The organism is Actinoplanes palleronii, from assembly GCF_016862315.1.
In the GTDB taxonomy this organism is placed as follows: domain Bacteria; phylum Actinomycetota; class Actinomycetes; order Mycobacteriales; family Micromonosporaceae; genus Actinoplanes; species Actinoplanes palleronii.
The window spans coordinates 14,802-29,676 of sequence record NZ_BOMS01000172.1 but is presented as its reverse complement, the minus strand read 5'-3'; the positions used below and the strand labels follow the sequence as shown (position 1 = coordinate 29,676).

Annotated in this window: 16 protein-coding genes; 5 read left to right on the top strand and 11 right to left on the bottom strand. The window is 72.2% G+C overall.

Annotation, left to right across the window (positions count from 1 at the left end; translation table 11 throughout):
- Window position 1: 1 nt before the first annotated feature.
- The gene (locus Apa02nite_RS47265) at window positions 2–610 is read right to left on the bottom strand and encodes a TetR/AcrR family transcriptional regulator (protein WP_239165071.1); all 609 of its coding nucleotides are present in this window, start codon (window positions 608–610) and stop codon (window positions 2–4) included.
- Window positions 611–702: 92 nt separating this feature from the next.
- Here Apa02nite_RS47265 and Apa02nite_RS47260 point away from each other — a divergent pair, with 92 nt between their 5' ends.
- A complete protein-coding gene (locus tag Apa02nite_RS47260; RefSeq protein ID WP_203830997.1) occupies window positions 703–1,452 on the top strand; it encodes an SDR family NAD(P)-dependent oxidoreductase in 750 nt (249 codons plus the stop codon).
- 30 nt (window positions 1,453–1,482) lie between these two features.
- Here Apa02nite_RS47260 and Apa02nite_RS47255 read toward each other — a convergent pair whose 3' ends face one another.
- Together Apa02nite_RS47255 and Apa02nite_RS47250 are read right to left on the bottom strand one after the other, a co-directional pair.
- Window positions 1,483–1,923, bottom strand: coding sequence for a hypothetical protein (locus Apa02nite_RS47255; protein ID WP_067703625.1), 441 nt, complete (start codon window positions 1,921–1,923; stop codon window positions 1,483–1,485).
- A gap of 46 nt (window positions 1,924–1,969) precedes the next feature.
- Window positions 1,970–2,707, bottom strand: a complete 738-nt coding sequence (locus tag Apa02nite_RS47250) for a YqjF family protein (protein ID WP_203830996.1) — start codon at window positions 2,705–2,707, stop codon at window positions 1,970–1,972.
- 17 nt (window positions 2,708–2,724) lie between these two features.
- Between Apa02nite_RS47250 and Apa02nite_RS47245 the strand changes: the two genes are divergently transcribed.
- Window positions 2,725–3,843, top strand: coding sequence for a tetratricopeptide repeat protein (locus tag Apa02nite_RS47245; protein WP_203830995.1), 1,119 nt, complete (start codon window positions 2,725–2,727; stop codon window positions 3,841–3,843).
- Window positions 3,844–3,901: 58 nt separating this feature from the next.
- Here Apa02nite_RS47245 and Apa02nite_RS47240 read toward each other — a convergent pair whose 3' ends face one another.
- Window positions 3,902–5,017: a hypothetical protein gene (locus Apa02nite_RS47240; protein ID WP_203830994.1), complete on the bottom strand. Its 1,116-nt coding sequence runs from the start codon at window positions 5,015–5,017 to the stop codon at window positions 3,902–3,904.
- Window positions 5,014–5,520: a SigE family RNA polymerase sigma factor gene (locus tag Apa02nite_RS47235; RefSeq protein WP_203830993.1), complete on the bottom strand. Its 507-nt coding sequence runs from the start codon at window positions 5,518–5,520 to the stop codon at window positions 5,014–5,016. Before Apa02nite_RS47235 ends, Apa02nite_RS47240 begins: the two co-directional genes overlap by 4 nt.
- 103 nt (window positions 5,521–5,623) lie before the next feature.
- Between Apa02nite_RS47235 and Apa02nite_RS47230 the strand changes: the two genes are divergently transcribed.
- Window positions 5,624–6,451: a hypothetical protein gene (locus tag Apa02nite_RS47230; RefSeq protein ID WP_203830992.1), complete on the top strand. Its 828-nt coding sequence runs from the start codon at window positions 5,624–5,626 to the stop codon at window positions 6,449–6,451.
- Here the strand turns inward: Apa02nite_RS47230 and Apa02nite_RS47225 are convergent.
- Genes Apa02nite_RS47225 through Apa02nite_RS47215 form a run of 3 tightly spaced genes read right to left on the bottom strand, consistent with a single transcriptional unit; the run spans window position 6,444 to window position 9,677 of the window.
- Complete coding sequence (locus tag Apa02nite_RS47225) at window positions 6,444–7,727, bottom strand: MATE family efflux transporter (protein ID WP_275412914.1); 1,284 nt, start codon at window positions 7,725–7,727, stop codon at window positions 6,444–6,446. The genes Apa02nite_RS47230 and Apa02nite_RS47225 overlap by 8 nt on opposite strands.
- A gap of 38 nt (window positions 7,728–7,765) precedes the next feature.
- Window positions 7,766–8,746, bottom strand: a complete 981-nt coding sequence (locus Apa02nite_RS47220) for a phosphotransferase family protein (protein ID WP_203830991.1) — start codon at window positions 8,744–8,746, stop codon at window positions 7,766–7,768.
- 40 nt (window positions 8,747–8,786) lie between these two features.
- The gene (locus Apa02nite_RS47215; RefSeq protein WP_203830990.1) at window positions 8,787–9,677 is read right to left on the bottom strand and encodes an EamA family transporter; all 891 of its coding nucleotides are present in this window, start codon (window positions 9,675–9,677) and stop codon (window positions 8,787–8,789) included.
- Between the two features lie 68 nt (window positions 9,678–9,745).
- On the opposite strand from Apa02nite_RS47215, the gene Apa02nite_RS47210 reads away from it, so the two are divergent.
- A complete protein-coding gene (locus Apa02nite_RS47210; protein WP_203830989.1) occupies window positions 9,746–10,609 on the top strand; it encodes a LysR family transcriptional regulator in 864 nt (287 codons plus the stop codon).
- A 58-nt stretch (window positions 10,610–10,667) separates the two neighbouring features.
- On the opposite strand, the gene Apa02nite_RS47205 is transcribed toward Apa02nite_RS47210, so the two are convergent.
- Window positions 10,668–11,534, bottom strand: coding sequence for an NAD(P)-dependent oxidoreductase (locus Apa02nite_RS47205; protein WP_239165070.1), 867 nt, complete (start codon window positions 11,532–11,534; stop codon window positions 10,668–10,670).
- Between the two features lie 59 nt (window positions 11,535–11,593).
- Here Apa02nite_RS47205 and Apa02nite_RS47200 point away from each other — a divergent pair, with 59 nt between their 5' ends.
- Window positions 11,594–11,947: a MerR family transcriptional regulator gene (locus Apa02nite_RS47200; protein ID WP_203830988.1), complete on the top strand. Its 354-nt coding sequence runs from the start codon at window positions 11,594–11,596 to the stop codon at window positions 11,945–11,947.
- 256 nt (window positions 11,948–12,203) lie between these two features.
- Here Apa02nite_RS47200 and katG read toward each other — a convergent pair whose 3' ends face one another.
- Both katG and Apa02nite_RS47190 read right to left on the bottom strand, forming a co-directional pair.
- Window positions 12,204–14,438, bottom strand: coding sequence for a catalase/peroxidase HPI (gene katG / locus Apa02nite_RS47195; protein ID WP_203830987.1), 2,235 nt, complete (start codon window positions 14,436–14,438; stop codon window positions 12,204–12,206).
- Window positions 14,435–14,866 carry a Fur family transcriptional regulator gene (locus tag Apa02nite_RS47190; RefSeq protein WP_067703666.1) on the bottom strand — a complete coding sequence of 144 codons (432 nt, stop codon included), beginning with the start codon at window positions 14,864–14,866 and terminating at the stop codon, window positions 14,435–14,437. The genes katG and Apa02nite_RS47190 overlap by 4 nt, the downstream gene beginning before the upstream one ends.
- Window positions 14,867–14,875: the final 9 nt, after the last annotated feature.

Genomic DNA, 14,875 nt, shown 5'->3' with positions numbered 1-14,875 from the left:
GTCAGCCGAGGGGCCAATGCCGCAGGGCGATGTCAGCCACCAGCTGGAGCTCCGCCCGCTCGGCGCCCCCGGCGGCCTGCACGGCGATGCCGTTGGACACCGCCATCAGGTATCGCGCGAGCTGATCCGCGTCCGCCCCGGCCGGCAGGTCGCCCTCGTCGATCGCCCGCTGCATCCGCTCGCGCAGCACCGTGATCCCGTCGTTGCGCCACACCGCCAGCGCCTGCTGCGCGCGGCGACCGGCCTCGCCCGCCGCCAGGGAGCCCTGGACGCCGAAGCAGCCGGCCGGGCAGCCCGGCAGGGTCGTGGTCCGGACCGAACCGTTCAGGAACGCGGTGGCCACCTCCCGCGCCGTCGGTTCCTCCATCGCCCGCGGCACGTACGCCGCGGGGCCTTCGGAGTAGCGCTGCAGCGCCTTGCGGAACAGGTCCTCCTTGTTGCCGAAGGCCCGGTACATGCTGGTCCGGGTGATGCCCATCGCTTCGGTCAGGTCGTCGAGGCTGGCGCCTTCGTAGCCGTTCGCCCAGAAGACCAGCAGCGCGCGTTCGAGCGCCGCGTCGGCGTCGAACGCCCGTGGCCGGCCGATCGGCGTCTTCCGCTTGGTGTCCACGTCCCGAGCCTACTCCTTCGGTACCGATCGGTGCGCTAGTGGTACGGTCGCCTTCGGTACTAACCGGTGCCGAAGTTTCAGGAGGTAGAACCATGGGTCAGTTCGAGGGCAAGACCGCTGTTGTGACCGGTGGCAGCAAGGGGATCGGCCTGGCCGCCGCGCAACGGCTGGCCGCGGACGGCGCGCACGTGTTCATCACCGGCCGGCGCACGGCCGAACTCGACGCGGCCGTCGAGACCATCGGCGCGGCCTCGGCGACCGCCGTGCCCGGCGACATCGCGAACCCGGACGACCTGGACCGGCTCTACGACGCGGTCCGGTCCCGGGGCCGGGGCCTGGACGTGCTGTTCGCCAACGCGGCCGCCGCGGCGTTCGCGACCCTGCCGGAGATCACCGAGGAGCACTTCGACCGGATCTTCGGTGTCAACGTGCGGGGCACGGTGTTCACGGTGCAGAAGGCGCTGCCGCTGCTCAACGACGGCGCCTCGGTGATCCTGAACTCCTCGGTGCGGGCCGGCGACGGGGTCGCGGCCTTCGGCGCCTACGCGGCGTCCAAGGCCGCGATCCGGTCGTTCACCCGGACCTGGGCCAACGAGCTCAAGGACCGGAACATCAGGGTCAACGCCATCTCACCGGGCACCATCGACACTCCCGGGCTCGACGGCGTGGTCGCCGGCCCGGACGCGGCTGCCCTCAAGTCGCAGTTCGCCGACGGCATCCCGATCGGCCGCATCGGCCGCCCGGCCGAGGTCGCCAACGTCGTGGCGTTCCTCGCCTCCGATCAGGCCAGCTTCTTCCTCGGCGCCGACCTGGTCGTCGACGGCGGCGAGATGCACATCTGACCTAGGAACTCCGGCCCACGACGCCGACGCTCAGCGCCGCCCGGCGGACAGTGCCACCAGGAACTGCCCGCCGCCCGCGTCCACGTTCGCAGTGACCGGCAGCCCCGGGACGAGCCGGGAGAACCGGTCCACCAGCCAGTCGGCGGCCTCCTGAGCGTCCTTCTTGCTGGGGCAGCGGGCCACCAGCTCCCGGCCGCCCTTGCGCTCCAGCCGCTCGGCGACCGTGATCAGCGGCGCCGGCTCCACCACGTGCAGCCGGTCCGGCCACGCGATGACCACCTTCACCGCGCCCTTGCGGGTGTTGCAGGCCCGGTGCGCGAGCCGCTCGACGACCTTGGCCTTCCGGTCCGCGGTGCGGGCGTCGACGCTCGGACCACGCGGATCGTTCACCGGCATGTCGGCGTCGACCGGCTCGTCGCACACCCAGCAACGCCAGCCGTCCCGCTTCGCCACATCATCAAGAAGACTCACCCGGACAAACTACTCGCTCGCTGTCGCAAGGCCGCGCGCGCGGCTTTCACCGCGGCGCACGCCGGTGCGGGCCGAAGATCACCGGTACGCCGGGCGAGTACAGCACGCTGTCCGGTGGCGTGCTGATCCCGGGCAGACCGGCCGCGGCCAGCAACGAGTCGTCGAGGTCCAGCAGCTCGGCCCGGTGCAGCGGCCAGCGCGGATGCTCGTTGGCCAGGTGCCGGGTCCGCCCCCAGGCCCGGGTGTGCAGGCCCCACCGGGCGGTCAGGAAGTGCTCCACCGGACCGGGCGTTCCGATCGGCGCGCCGACCCGGATCCGCATCCGGTTCGTCGCGGTCCGCGGGCCGGGCCACCGGCGGCGCGAGACGTAGGCGATCTCGTCACCGGTGCGGGTCATCCGCATCCGCGCCCACATGTACGGCAGTTGCAGGCTCACCCGCGCCACCAGCACCGGGACCAGTCGTTCCGCCTCCAGCGAGCGGAACACCACCGCGCGCCGGCCCTGCGCGTCCACGCTGTACAGCCGCACGTTCGTCTCGCAGAACGTGCCCAAGTACGGCACCCCGGGGCTGCCCAGGAACCCGACCCGTTCCATCCGGAACCCGATCACCCCGGCGTACGTGACGCCGTCGATGACGTCCGGGACCGTGCCGGCCGGCAGCAGCGGGGCGACCCGGTCCGGATCCACCGCCCAGTGCAGGAAGGCCAGGTCGGTCCAGTGCTGCCCGAGCACCGCACGCGCCACCGGCCGTACGGTCTCCGCGGTGATCTCCTCGACGTTCACCCCTCTATGCTGCCCCGGTGACCTGGCTTGCGTACGACATGGGTGTTCTTGCGGCGCTGCGCGGTGACCACCAAGCGGCGCGCGAGCACCTGGCGGCAGCCGGCCCGGACGGTCGCGCGCTGCTGCTGCTCGGTCAGCTCGGCGGCCCGGACGACAGCTACGAGCGCGCGGCCGAGCTGGGCAACGCCGAGGCCGCCTACAACCTGGGCGCGCGCCGGGCGATGGCCGAGGACTGGCCGGCGGCGCTGCGCTGGTACGAGCGCAGCGCCGAGCTGGGTGAACCGGGCGCCCGGCGGATGCTCGGGATCATGTACGCGACCGGGCAGGGTGTGCCGGTCGACGACGCCGTGGCCGAATCGTATTGGCGGGCCGCTGCCGATGGCGACGAGCGGGCGTTCCGCGATCTGGGCACGCTGTTCGCCTATCACCGCGACGACCCGGCCGAGGCGGCCCACTGGTTCCTGAAGGCCGCCCAGGCCGGCGACCCGACCGCGCCGAAGGAGCTGAAACGGCTCGCCTCGCGGCTGAACCGCGACGACCGCCGCGCCCGCACCCTGCTCGGCGTGATCCACGGCTTCCAGCTCAACGACCGGGCGACCGCGGTCACGTTGCTCACCGTCTCCGCCGACGAGGGTGACCCGATCGCCCAGCGCAGCCTCGGTTTCCTGGTGCAGGGCGAGGATCCGGATCGGGCGGCCGCGCTCTACCGGTCCGCGGCCGAGGCGGGCGACACCATCGCCGCGTTCAACGTCGCCCTGCTGACCGGCCCGACCCCGGAGGCGGTGCCGTGGTTGCGGATCGCCGCCGAGGCCGGGATGGCCGAGGCGTACCCGGTGCTCGCCGACCGGCTCAGCGAGCAGGACCGCGACGAGGAGGCCCGGTCCTGGTATCTGAAGGGCGCCGAGGCCGGCCAGGTGAAGAGCATGTTCGCGCTGGCCGCCTGGTACCGCGACGGTTTCGGCGGGCCGGTCGACCTGGTCCAGGCGCTGCGCTGGTACCTGACCATGCTCGAGCACGGTTCCGGCGACGGCATGCACGAGGTGCACGGTTTCGTCGACCGGATGACCCCCGACGAGATCCACGAGGCAGGCCGCCTCTCCGGCCGCTACGCGGAGGCCGACCTGCTGGCCGCTTGATTCAAAAACCCTTTTTGGGTACGACGATGAGCACCCGCCCGGGCGGGTGCTCATCACGTCAGCGGTCCAGCCAGCTCTGGCCGGCCGGGCTGACCTCGGTCCGCTCGGCGACCTTGCGCACGTCGTCCAGGGTGAGCCCGGCGCCTTGGCCGACCACCGTCATCACCCGGCCTCCGCCCAGGTCGACGACCAGGTAGATCAGGCCCTGCCCGGGCTCGTCGGTACGCACCGGATGCCGGGCCGGGTGCCCGCCGACGGTGAGCTGCTCCCCGCCGGACGGCGCCTCGGTGCTGCTGCCCACGGTCACCGACAGCTGCCCGCCGGCGCCTTCCTTGGGCTTGCCCGTGCTGCCGAGGCTGAACGCGGACACCTGAGCGCGCCAGGCCGCCGCACCGGTGCCACTGACCGCGACCGAGTTGGCGGTCCAGCCCGTCGGCAGCCAGCCCAGCCGTACCGGCACCGCGGACAGTCCCGTGTCGGGCCGGACCGAACGAGCCGTCCGCAGCAGGTCGGCCTTGCTGAGGGCCAGCCCGTTCACCGACACCGACAGCGCGGTCCGCTCGTCGGCCAGCCAGGTCACGTACGCCTTCGTATCGCCCTTGGCGTTGACGTACTCGCCCTCGGCGCCGTTGATGTCGACCGCCTCGCCGCTGGTGTCACGGTTCGCCCCGTAGCCGGGGGCCACGGTCCGGACGTTCAGGCTCATCTCCGGGCCGTCCCACGGATCACCGGCCACGGCCTGTTTCTTCCACACCCGCACCAGCCACGGTTCGGCCCGCGCGGCCCCCGGCTCGACGGCGACGTGCTGCCGGATGCCCTCGATCAGCCCGGCCGGCACCCAGGTCGGCCGGTAGCGCAGCGCGATGTCGCGGGGCAGCGTCCCGGCCGGCACCGGTGCGGCGGTCGCCCCCGTGGACGGCGCCGCGGTGCCGGCCGCGCCGGGCGCCGTCGTACTGCTCGCCGGGTCGCCACCGCGCAGCGCCAGCACCGGCACGGTGACCGCGCCGGCCACTGCCACGGCGGCGACGGTCGCGCCGAGCAGGCCGTACCGCTGACGGCGCCGCACCACCACGGCCCGGCGCGGCAGTGCCGACCGGATCCGGTCGGGTGGCACGGCCCGGTCGGCCTGGTGCTCCTGCGCGGAACGGATGAGGTCCTCGATGTCCCTGCTCACGGCTGCTCTCCGGTGGTCACGAGCGAGGCCGGCAGTGCACCCTGGAGGGTGGCCAGCGCACGCATCAGGTGGGTACGGACGGTGACCGTTCGGCAGCCGAGCATCTCGGCGATCTGCTCGACGGCCAGGTCTTCGTAGAAGCGCAGGGCGATCACCGCGCGCTGCCGGGGTGGCAGCCGCGCGATCAGGCGCAGCATCGCGTCCCGGTCGTCGCGTTGCGCCAGCTGGTCGGGCGCCGCCGGCAGGTACCCGTCGAGCACCTGGTCGGTGACCGGGATCGACTGGGCGGCCCGGCGCCGCCGCCAGGAAAGGAACTCGTTGACCACCATGCGCTTCACGTAGAGCTCCGGCGCGTCCATCCGGCCGATACGCGACCAGCGAGCCTGTGCCCGGACCAGCACGTTCTGCGTGATGTCCTCGGCCAGGTGCGGATCCCAGGTGACCACGGTCGCGTAACGCACCAGGGTGCCCAAGCGGGCGGATACGAACTCTTCGAACGTCACGGTGAGGAAACGCCTCCGGCGGCCCGTTCTGATGACATACCCACCGCACGATTCTGCGGCCGGTTGCCTAAGCTCGTCGATGGTCACACCACTGAGGAGATCCGTGCAGGTCGAAGTGCAGATCCACGTCGCGTTCGCCACCAACTGCGTGGGCTCGCCCGGGAATCCGTTCCCGTTGAGTTTCAGTGTGCGTGAGTCGGCCGGGTGCTTCTCGGTGCAGGCGACCGCGGCCCGGGCCTCGGAACTGGCCGACCTGCTGATCCCGGCCGGGGTGGACACCGTGCTGGTGGCGGATCTGCACACCAACAGCTGGTTGACCAACGACATCAAACCCTGGACGCCGGCCGGGATCGCGGCGATCCGGGCGACGCCGTGCACGGTCCACGACTTCAGCGGCCTGGCCACGATGGGTCTCAGCGCCGAGGGCCTGGTGATGACGCCCGCGTCGCTGCTCCAGTTGCTCGACGGCGGCTGGACGCCCTACCAGACGACGGTGGTGGGTATGCCGGGCTCACCGAGCGCCGACCGGCTGGACGAGATCGGGCTGGCCCTCGGCACCGCCCGCCACGACCGGCCGATCCTGCCGACCCTGCCCGGCTGCACGCTGCACTACACCGGCCACGACGACTGCTACGTCACCGTGGAGTCGACCGATCCGGCGGTCGCCCCGGCCGTGCTGGGCCGCCTGCTCGCGCTGCTGGTCGGCTCCCCGCTGACCGAGGAGGAACCGGTCGTGGTGCAGCACCCGCCGGACGTGATGATCGCGGCGTTGCTCGCCGAGAGCCCGGACTGGATCGGTCACCTGGCCGGCGACCACACGGTGCACCTGGCCGTGACCACCGGGCCGTGGCGGCTCGCGGACCCGATCCCGGACCGGGTGGACCGGGTCGCGGTCTACTCCCCCACCGACGGAACCTGGCACCTCACCTGAGCTCGGCGCCTCCGTGACGGCGCAGCAGGAGCAACGCCGCCGTGGCCGTGATCAGCTCGCCGAGGGCCAGGCTCAGCCAGACGCCGGTCAGGCCGGTGTGGCGGAGCGCCAGCAGCAACGGCACTTTGATCAGCAGGAGACTGCCGACCGAGATCAGGTACGACGGGCGGGTCCGGCCCAGGGACTGGAAATACGCCGATACCAGCGGGGCCACCCCGGCGACGGCGACGCCCACCGCGATGATCCGCAGCGCCCGTACCGCCACCGGGGTGATCACCGGGTCGTCGACGAAGATCCGGATCAGCGGGCCGGCGAGCACGGTCAGCGCCAGGGCGGCCGCCGCACCGTAGGTCAGGCTCGCGCGCAGCGCCAGCACCCGGGCACGACGGACCCGGGCGGGCCGCCCGCGGCCGGCGTTGAACCCGACGATCGGTTGCAGGCCCTGGCTGATGCCCAGCTGCGGCATGAACACGAAGGTCTGCAGCCGTACGCAGACCGCGTAGGCGGCCAGCGCCACCGCTCCGGCGACCCCGCCGAGCAGGTTGTTGACCAGCACGGCGAGCAGCGTCGTGCCGAGCCCGGCCAGCAGCGACGGCGCACCGACCCCGAGCAGCGCGCGCACGGTCGGCGCGTGCGGGCGCAGGTCGGCACGGCGGATCCGGTACGGCCGGTCGCGCTGGACGAAGAAGAACCACAGGCTCATCCCGGCCGAGGCGGCCGTACCGGCGATCGTGCCGAGGGCCGCTCCGCGCACGCCGAGGTGCAGCCCGAAGATCAGCAACGGGTCGAGGGTGACCTGGATGACCACCCCGATCACCCACTGCCAGGTGGCGAACCGGATCCGCCCCTCGGCCCGGACCACCGCGGTGAACCCGGTGGTCAGCAGGGCGCCGGCGAGCAGGACCATCGCGTACGCCCGGGTGTCGTCGCGGGTCGCGGCGTCCGCGCCGAGCGCGCCGACCAGCGGGTCCAGCCCCAGCAGTCCGGCCACCGTGATCACCGACGCGGTCAGCCAGAACAGCACGAGCGCGTTGCCGGCCGCGCGGGCGGCGCCGGCCGGGTCGCCCGCCCCGAGCCGGCGGGAGACCAGCGACGCGCCGCCGGCGCCGACCGTGCCGGAGACCGCGCCGAGCACGAGCAGCACCGGCGCGGCCAGGTTGACCGCGGCCATCGCGCCCGGGCCGACGCCGTGACCGACGAACCAGGCGTTGGTCAGCGCGTAGACGCCGTAGACGCTGACCGAGACGGTGGTCTGCGAGCAGGCCTGCCAGAGCAGCGGCCCGACCGGGCGGGTGCCGAGCGCGTCGGTCTGACTCAGCTCGTTCCCCGATCGAACAGGGCCATTGATTCGTCCAGGCGATCGCGGGCCCAGTCGTAGTTGGCGGTGCCGGGGAAGTTCCGGTACGCCGTCTCGATCGCCATGATCAGCACCAGGTAGAGGCAGTACAGCCGGCGGCGGACCCGTTCCGGTTCGGTGGCCGGGCCCCGGCCGTAGCCCTCGATGAACGCCGACGAGTCGCCGAACGCGGGCAGCTCGCTGCCGGTGAAACCCGCCTCGATCAGCGGGTCGCCGTAGAAGGCGCGTTCGTGGTCGATGATCGCGACGATCGCGCCGTCGCGGACCATCACGTTGCTGTCCCACAGGTCCCACTCGACGAACCGGGGCTCGGTCACCTCGTCGAGGCACCCGGCGTTCGCGGCGATCACCGCGCGCACCTCGGCGTAGTCGTGGCCGAGGTCGACCGCCCGGCGCTCGCCGTCGCGGAGCACGCCCTCGATCATCGCGAGGAAGGTGGCCCGCCAGGTGGATTCGTACGGGCCGCCGAGCTGGCCGAACCCCTCTCCGACAATGGCGTTGAGGTCGCGATTGAGCGCGCCGAGAGATTTGTTGACCGCGTCCCGCTCCTCGGGGGTCTGCGCGAGCAGGCCGAGGTTGTCCGCGTCGACGTACGGCATGACGAACCAGTCCGCGTCGCACAGCTCGTGGCTGCGGTCGGCGAACTCGACCTGCGGCACCGGCACCGTGGTGTGCGCCCGGATCAGGCCCAGCGCGGCCAGCTCGGTCGCCATCGCGCCGCGCTCGTACGTCATCACCTCGACGGCCGGCGGCGGGGCGATCTTCAGGACCACCTCGCGGCCGGAGCGCAGCCGGATCCGGTAGGCCACGTTGAACCAGCCGTGGCCCAGCTCGCTGCACCAGTCCGCGCCGGCCGGGACCTCGGCGGCACCGTAGGCGCGCTCGATCATCGCGAGCAGGACCGCCGGGGTCTGCCGGTTCTTGGTGATGCTCTCCATGGGCGCGAACCCCTCTGCTCAACCGGTTGAGAGCGCTCTCTCACTGATGGCCAACGTAGCGGCTGTCACGTCGTACCGGAAAGGTCTTAACCGGTTTTGGTCTGGATGTCGCGGCGACCGCGTTGACGCCGACCACAACGAGGATGCCGAGCCAGACGTGTGGCGGCGGGACCTGGCCGAGCAGGATCAGGCCGGCCATGGCCGCGAAAACCGGGTGGATGCTCATCACCACGCCGAAAAAACCGGCCGGGACGCGGCGCAGGGCGAGCAGATCAGCCACATAGGGAATGACCGAGCTGAATACGCCGGCGCCGATCGCGAACAGCAGCGCGGCGCCGGTCAATCGACCTTGCCCGATCAGCCAGGCCAGCACCGGCAGGTAGAGCAGCACGGAGACCGTGGTGGCCGCGGCGGGTGCCTGCAGACCGGGCAGCCGGCGGCCGAGCAGCCGGTTGAGCAGGATGTAGCCGGCCCAGCAGCACGCCGCGACCAGCCCGCACCCGATGCCGAACCAGTCACTGCCGCCGTGCGGGAGAACCAAGACATAAACCCCGGCGCCCGCGCCGACCGCACAGACAACATCCTTTTTGGTACGGGAGCCGGCCAGCGCCACCCCGAGCGGCCCGAGGAATTCGAGTGTCGCCGCGAGGCCCAGACCGACCCGGTCGACGGCGGTGTAAAGGGTGAGATTCATCGTCGCGAAAACCAGCCCGAGCAGAATCGTCGGCCACCACTGTGGCCACCGGAACCGGTGCAGCGGCGGCCGGGCGACCGGCAGCAGCACGGCGGCCGCGACGACCTGCCGGATCGCGACCACCCCGGCCGGCCCGACGGCGCCGAACGCGTGCGCACCGACGGCCGCGCCGACCTGACTGCTGGCCGCGCCGATCACCATGGCGGCCAGCCCCGCGCGCCGCGCTGATGTGGTCATGTGCTCATCGAAGCCTGCCACCGGCCCGGAGGGAAATGCGCCCGGCGACTGACTTATACGCTGAGCGTATGGATGTGCGGTTGCAGCACCTGCGGGCGCTGGTCGCAGTGGTCGACGCCGGGACGTTCACCGACGCGGCGGCCGAGCTCGGCACGTCGCAGGCCGCGGTGTCCCGGGCGGTCGCGGCGCTCGAGGAGTCGCTGGGTGTGCGGCTGTTGCACCGCACCACCCGGCAGGTGAACCTGACTGCCACCGGCACGCAGGTCCTGGCCGGCGCCCGGCGGATCCTCGACGAGCTGGCCCACCTGCAGCGGATCGCCGCCCGCAGCACCCCGCACGAGGTCCGGATCGGGTACGCCTGGGCGGCGCTCGGCAAGCACACCCGGCGGCTGCAGCGGGCCTGGGCAGCGGCGCGGCCCGGCATCCCGTTGGTGTTCGTGCACGCCAACACCGTGACCGCCGGGCTGAGCGAGGGTGTCGCCGACGTCGCGGTGCTCCGCAAACCGCTCGAGGATCCGCGGTTCAGCACCGCCCGGATCGGCACGGAGGCCCGGTACGCGGCGGTCGCCACCGACAACCCGCTGGCCCGGCGGCGCTCGCTGCGCCTCGCCGACCTGTCCCGCTACCCCGTGGCGATCGATGCCCGCACCGGCACCACCACCCTGGACCTGTGGGACCCGGAGCCGCCCCCGGCGACGGTCCGCGCCACGCACGGGGTCGACGAATGGCTGACGTTGATCGCCGCGAACCAGGCGGTCGGGGTGACCTCGGAGGCGACCGCCCACCAGAACCCGCGGCCGGGCGTGGCCTACCGGATGCTGCGCCACACCCCGCCGATCCCGGTCTGGCTGGCCTGGTGGCCCGACGCTCCCCCACCGCATCTCGACGACCTGATCCACCTGAGCCGCGCCGCCTACGGCGCGGCTCACTGACCCCCGCGACGCCGCCCGGGTCAAGGCCGCTGCGCGACCCGCGGTCGCCGGCTGGTGCTCAGGGGTGTCTCAACCGGGTTGAGACACCCCTGGAAGCCAGCCTCGCGTAGCTGTCCCCGCCGTGGCCGGCCGCGACGGCGCGCTCGATGATCGACCGCACGGCCCGCTGCGGCGCGGTGTCCAGGCCGTGTACGGCGGCCGCGTCGATGACGTGGGAGACGGCGGACCCGGCCGAGGCGATGCTGGAGACGTCGGCCGGGAACGAGTCCGTGGTCAGCTGCTCGGCGAACCGGTCGGCCATCCCGGGCAGCAGCGCGCCGATCCCCCTCGCGAACCGGGCGAAATCGGCCGGCGCGATGCCCTCGGCACCGGCCAGCGCGAACGCGTGCGCCAGCCCGCCGACCGCCATCGTGAACAGGTCGAGCAGCGCCATCTCGTAGGCGGCCGCGGCACCGATCTCCGCACCGAGGTAGATGCTGCCGCCGTCCAGCACGGGGCGGCTGCGGTCGAAGAGGGCGCGCGGCCCGCTGCAGAGGATCGTCGCGGCCGGTGTCCCGATCGTCGGCGCGGGCGTCAGGATCGCGCCGTCCAGGTAGTCGATGCCCCGATCGGCGGCCCAGGCCGCCATGTCCCGGGCCTGCCCGGCGTGGCCGCTGCTGAGGTTGACCAGGATCCCGGCGACCGGGCCGGTCACGGTCGCCCGGACCGCCGCATAGTCGATCATGCAGGTGATCACGACCGGCGCCTCGCGGGTCGCGTCGGCTGCGGTCGGTGCGAGCATCGCACCTTGTTCCACCAGCGATGCCGCCTTGCCCGGCGAGCGGTTCCAGACCACCGTGCGATGCCCGGCGGCGAGGGCGGCGGCAGCCAGTGCGCGGCCCATCGGCCCGAGTCCCAGTACGGCGATGTCACTGTGTCGTGTCACGCCGGTGACGCTAAACCTTCACGTTGACGTGAGAGTCAAGCCTTGATCTGCTCGTGGACATGCGGATCAGCGACCTGGCCCGGCGGGCCGGCACCACCCCGCGCGCGCTGCGCTACTACGAGGAGCAGGGCCTGCTGCACCCGGCGCGGCTGGCCAGCGGCTACCGCCAGTACGACGAGCAGGCGCTGCGGGTGGTCCGGCACATCCAGCTGCTGCTGTCCGCGGGCCTGAACACCACCGCGATCGCCGAGATCCTGCCGTGCATCCCGGACGACGTGACCGTGCTGGCGCCGACGTGCCCGGAGCTGCTCGACGGGCTCGCGGCCGAACGTGCCCGGATCACCCGCGCGATGCAGCAGCTCGGCGCCGCCCGCGACGTCCTGGACCGGTTGTTGCAGAGCGATCCCCGCTGACGGCGCGCGGCGTGCCGGGCTGGTGCTCAGGGGTGCCTCACCGTGGTTGAGGCACCCCTGAGCACCAGCCGGAGAACCGGGCGGCGCGCCGCGGCCGGGAGCGGGGACGGTGTCGCGCGAGGCCACCGCGGGACTCGGCTCGTAGCCTGCGGGCGGGCGCTCCGTATGCGTACCCGAGAAAAGACCGCAAGCCGGGAGAACAGCGACGAGCCCGGCCGCCGTGGCCGGGCTCGTCGGGTGAAGCGGGAGAAACTGATCAGATCTTGTCGAAGCGGTCGTTGTTCATGACCTTGGTCCAGGCGGCGACGAAGTCGGTGACGAACTTCTCGCGGGCGTCAGAGCTGGCGTAGACCTCGGCGAGGGCGCGCAGCTGCGAGTTCGAGCCGAAGATCAGGTCGACCGCGGTGGCGGTCCACTTGACCTCGCCGGTGGTGGCGTCCTGGATCTCGTAGACGTGCTCCTGGGACTCCGCGGCCTTCCACTTGGTGCCCGGGGAGAGCAGGTTGGCGAAGAAGTCGTTGGTGAGCACACCGGGCTTGTCGGTGAGCACGCCGTGGGCCGCGCCGGCGACGTTGTTGCCGAGCGCGCGCAGGCCACCGACCAGGACGGTGGTCTCCGGGGCGGTCAGGTTCAGCATGTAGGCGCGGTCGATGAGCAGCACCTCCGGCTGGGTCTTCTCGCCGGGGCGCAGGTAGTTGCGGAACCCGTCGCCGCGCGGCTCGAGGACCGCGAACGACTCGATGTCGGTCTGCTCCTGGGTGGCGTCGGTGCGGCCGGCCCTGAACGGCACGGTCACCTCGACACCGCCGTCCTTGGCGGCCTTCTCGACGGCGGCCGAACCGGCCAGCACGATCAGGTCCGCGAGGGAGATCTTGGCGCCGCCGGCGTTGTTGAACTCCTGCTGGATGCCCTCGAGCGTGGCGATCACGTCGCCGGTGCCCTGGTTGACCTCCCAGCCGCGCTGCGGCTCGAGGCGGATCCGGGCGCCGTTCGCGCCACCGCGCTTGTCGGTGGAGCGGAACGTGGCGGCCGAGGCCCACGCGGTCGAGACCAGCTGCCCGATGCTCAGACCCGACTCGAGCACCTTCGCCTTGAGCGCGGCCACGTCGGCGTCGCCGACCAGCTCGTGGTCGACAGCCGGCACCGGGTCCTGCCAGAGCTGCGCCTCCGGCACCCACGGGCCGAGGAAACGCTCGACCGGGCCCATGTCGCGGTGCAGCAGCTTGTACCAGGCCTTGGCGAACGCGAGCGCGAACGCGTCCGGGTTCTCCAGGAAGTGCCGGGAGATCTTCTCGTACGCCGGGTCGACGCGCAGCGACAGGTCGGTCGTGAGCATGGTCGGCTTGTGCTTCTTGGTCGCGTCGTGCGCGTCCGGGATGATCGCCTCGGCGTCCTTGGCGACCCACTGCTTCGCGCCACCGGGGCTGGTGGTCAGCTCCCACTCGTTGCCGAAGAGGATCTCGAAGAAGCGGTTGCTCCACTCGGTCGGCTTGTCGGTCCAGGTGACCTCGAGCCCGCTGGTGATGGTGTCGCCGCCCTTGCCGCTGCCGTGCGTGCTCAGCCAGCCCAGGCCCTGCGCCTCGATCGGGGCGCCCTCGGGCTCCGCGCCGACGTGGCCGTCGGCGACACCGGCGCCGTGGGTCTTGCCGAACGTGTGACCACCGGCGATCAGCGCGACGGTCTCCTCGTCGTTCATCGCCATCCGGCCGAAGGTCAGGCGGATGAAGTGCGCGGCGGCCTGCGGGTCGGCGTTACCGCCCGGACCCTCCGGGTTGACGTAGATCAGACCCATCTCGGTCGCGCCGACACCCGGCGCCATCTCCTTCTCGGAGACGTAGCGACCGGCGAGCCAGGTGTCCTCCGGGCCCCAGAAGATCTCCTCGGGCTCCCAGACGTCCTGCCGGCCGAAACCGAAGCCGAAGGTCTTGAAGCCCATCGACTCCAGCGCGACGTTGCCGGCCAGCACCAGCAGGTCGGCCCAGGAGACGGCCTGGCCGTACTTCGCCTTGACCGGCCAGAGCAGCCGGCGGGCCTTGTCCAGGTTCGCGTTGTCCGGCCAGCTGTTCAGCGGGGCGAACCGCTGGCCGCCGTCGCCGGCGCCACCACGGCCGTCCTCGATGCGGTACGTGCCGGCCGCGTGCCAGCTCATCCGGATCATCAGGCCGCCGTAGTGACCGAAGTCGGCCGGCCACCAGTCCTGCGAGGTGGTGAGCACCTCGGTGATGTCACGCTTGAGCGCCTCGACGTCCAGCTTGGCGAACGCCGCGGCGTAGGCGAAGTCCTCGCCCAGCGGGTTGCCCTTGGACGAGTGGGCGTGCAGCACCGACAGGTCGAGCTGGTTGGGCCACCAGTCCCGGTTGGTGTGCGGGCGGCCGCTCGCCTTCGGGGTGGGCGCGTCGATCGCCGGGTTCTCGCTCTCGCTGCCGCTCGCGGTGACCGAGTCGTGCGCGACCGGGCAACCGGAGGCCTTCGGGTCTTGGGTGTCGCTCATCTGATTCCTTCCGAACGGGGCAGGCATTCGGGGCAGGTGCCCCAATACACGACTTCCGCCTCGTCGATGACGAACCCGTGGTCGTCCGAGGCGGTCAGGCAGGGGGCGTCGCCAAGGGTGCAGTCGACGTCGGCGATGGCGCCGCAGGACCGGCACACGACGTGATGGTGGTTGTCCCGCACCCGCATCTCGTACCGGGCGGTCGCGCCGGCGGGCTGGATGCGACGCGCCAGACCGGCGTCGGTGAGCGCACGCAGCACATCGTAGATCGCCTGGTGGGAGACCGCGGGGAGATCGGTGCGCACCAGCGCGATCACCGCATCGGTGTCGATGTGCGGGTGGTCGCGCAGCGCGGCGAGCACCGCCAGCCGGGGCCGGGTCACGCGCAGCGAGGCCGCACGAAGCTGCACCTCGAAGTCGGACGCCATGGCGACGAC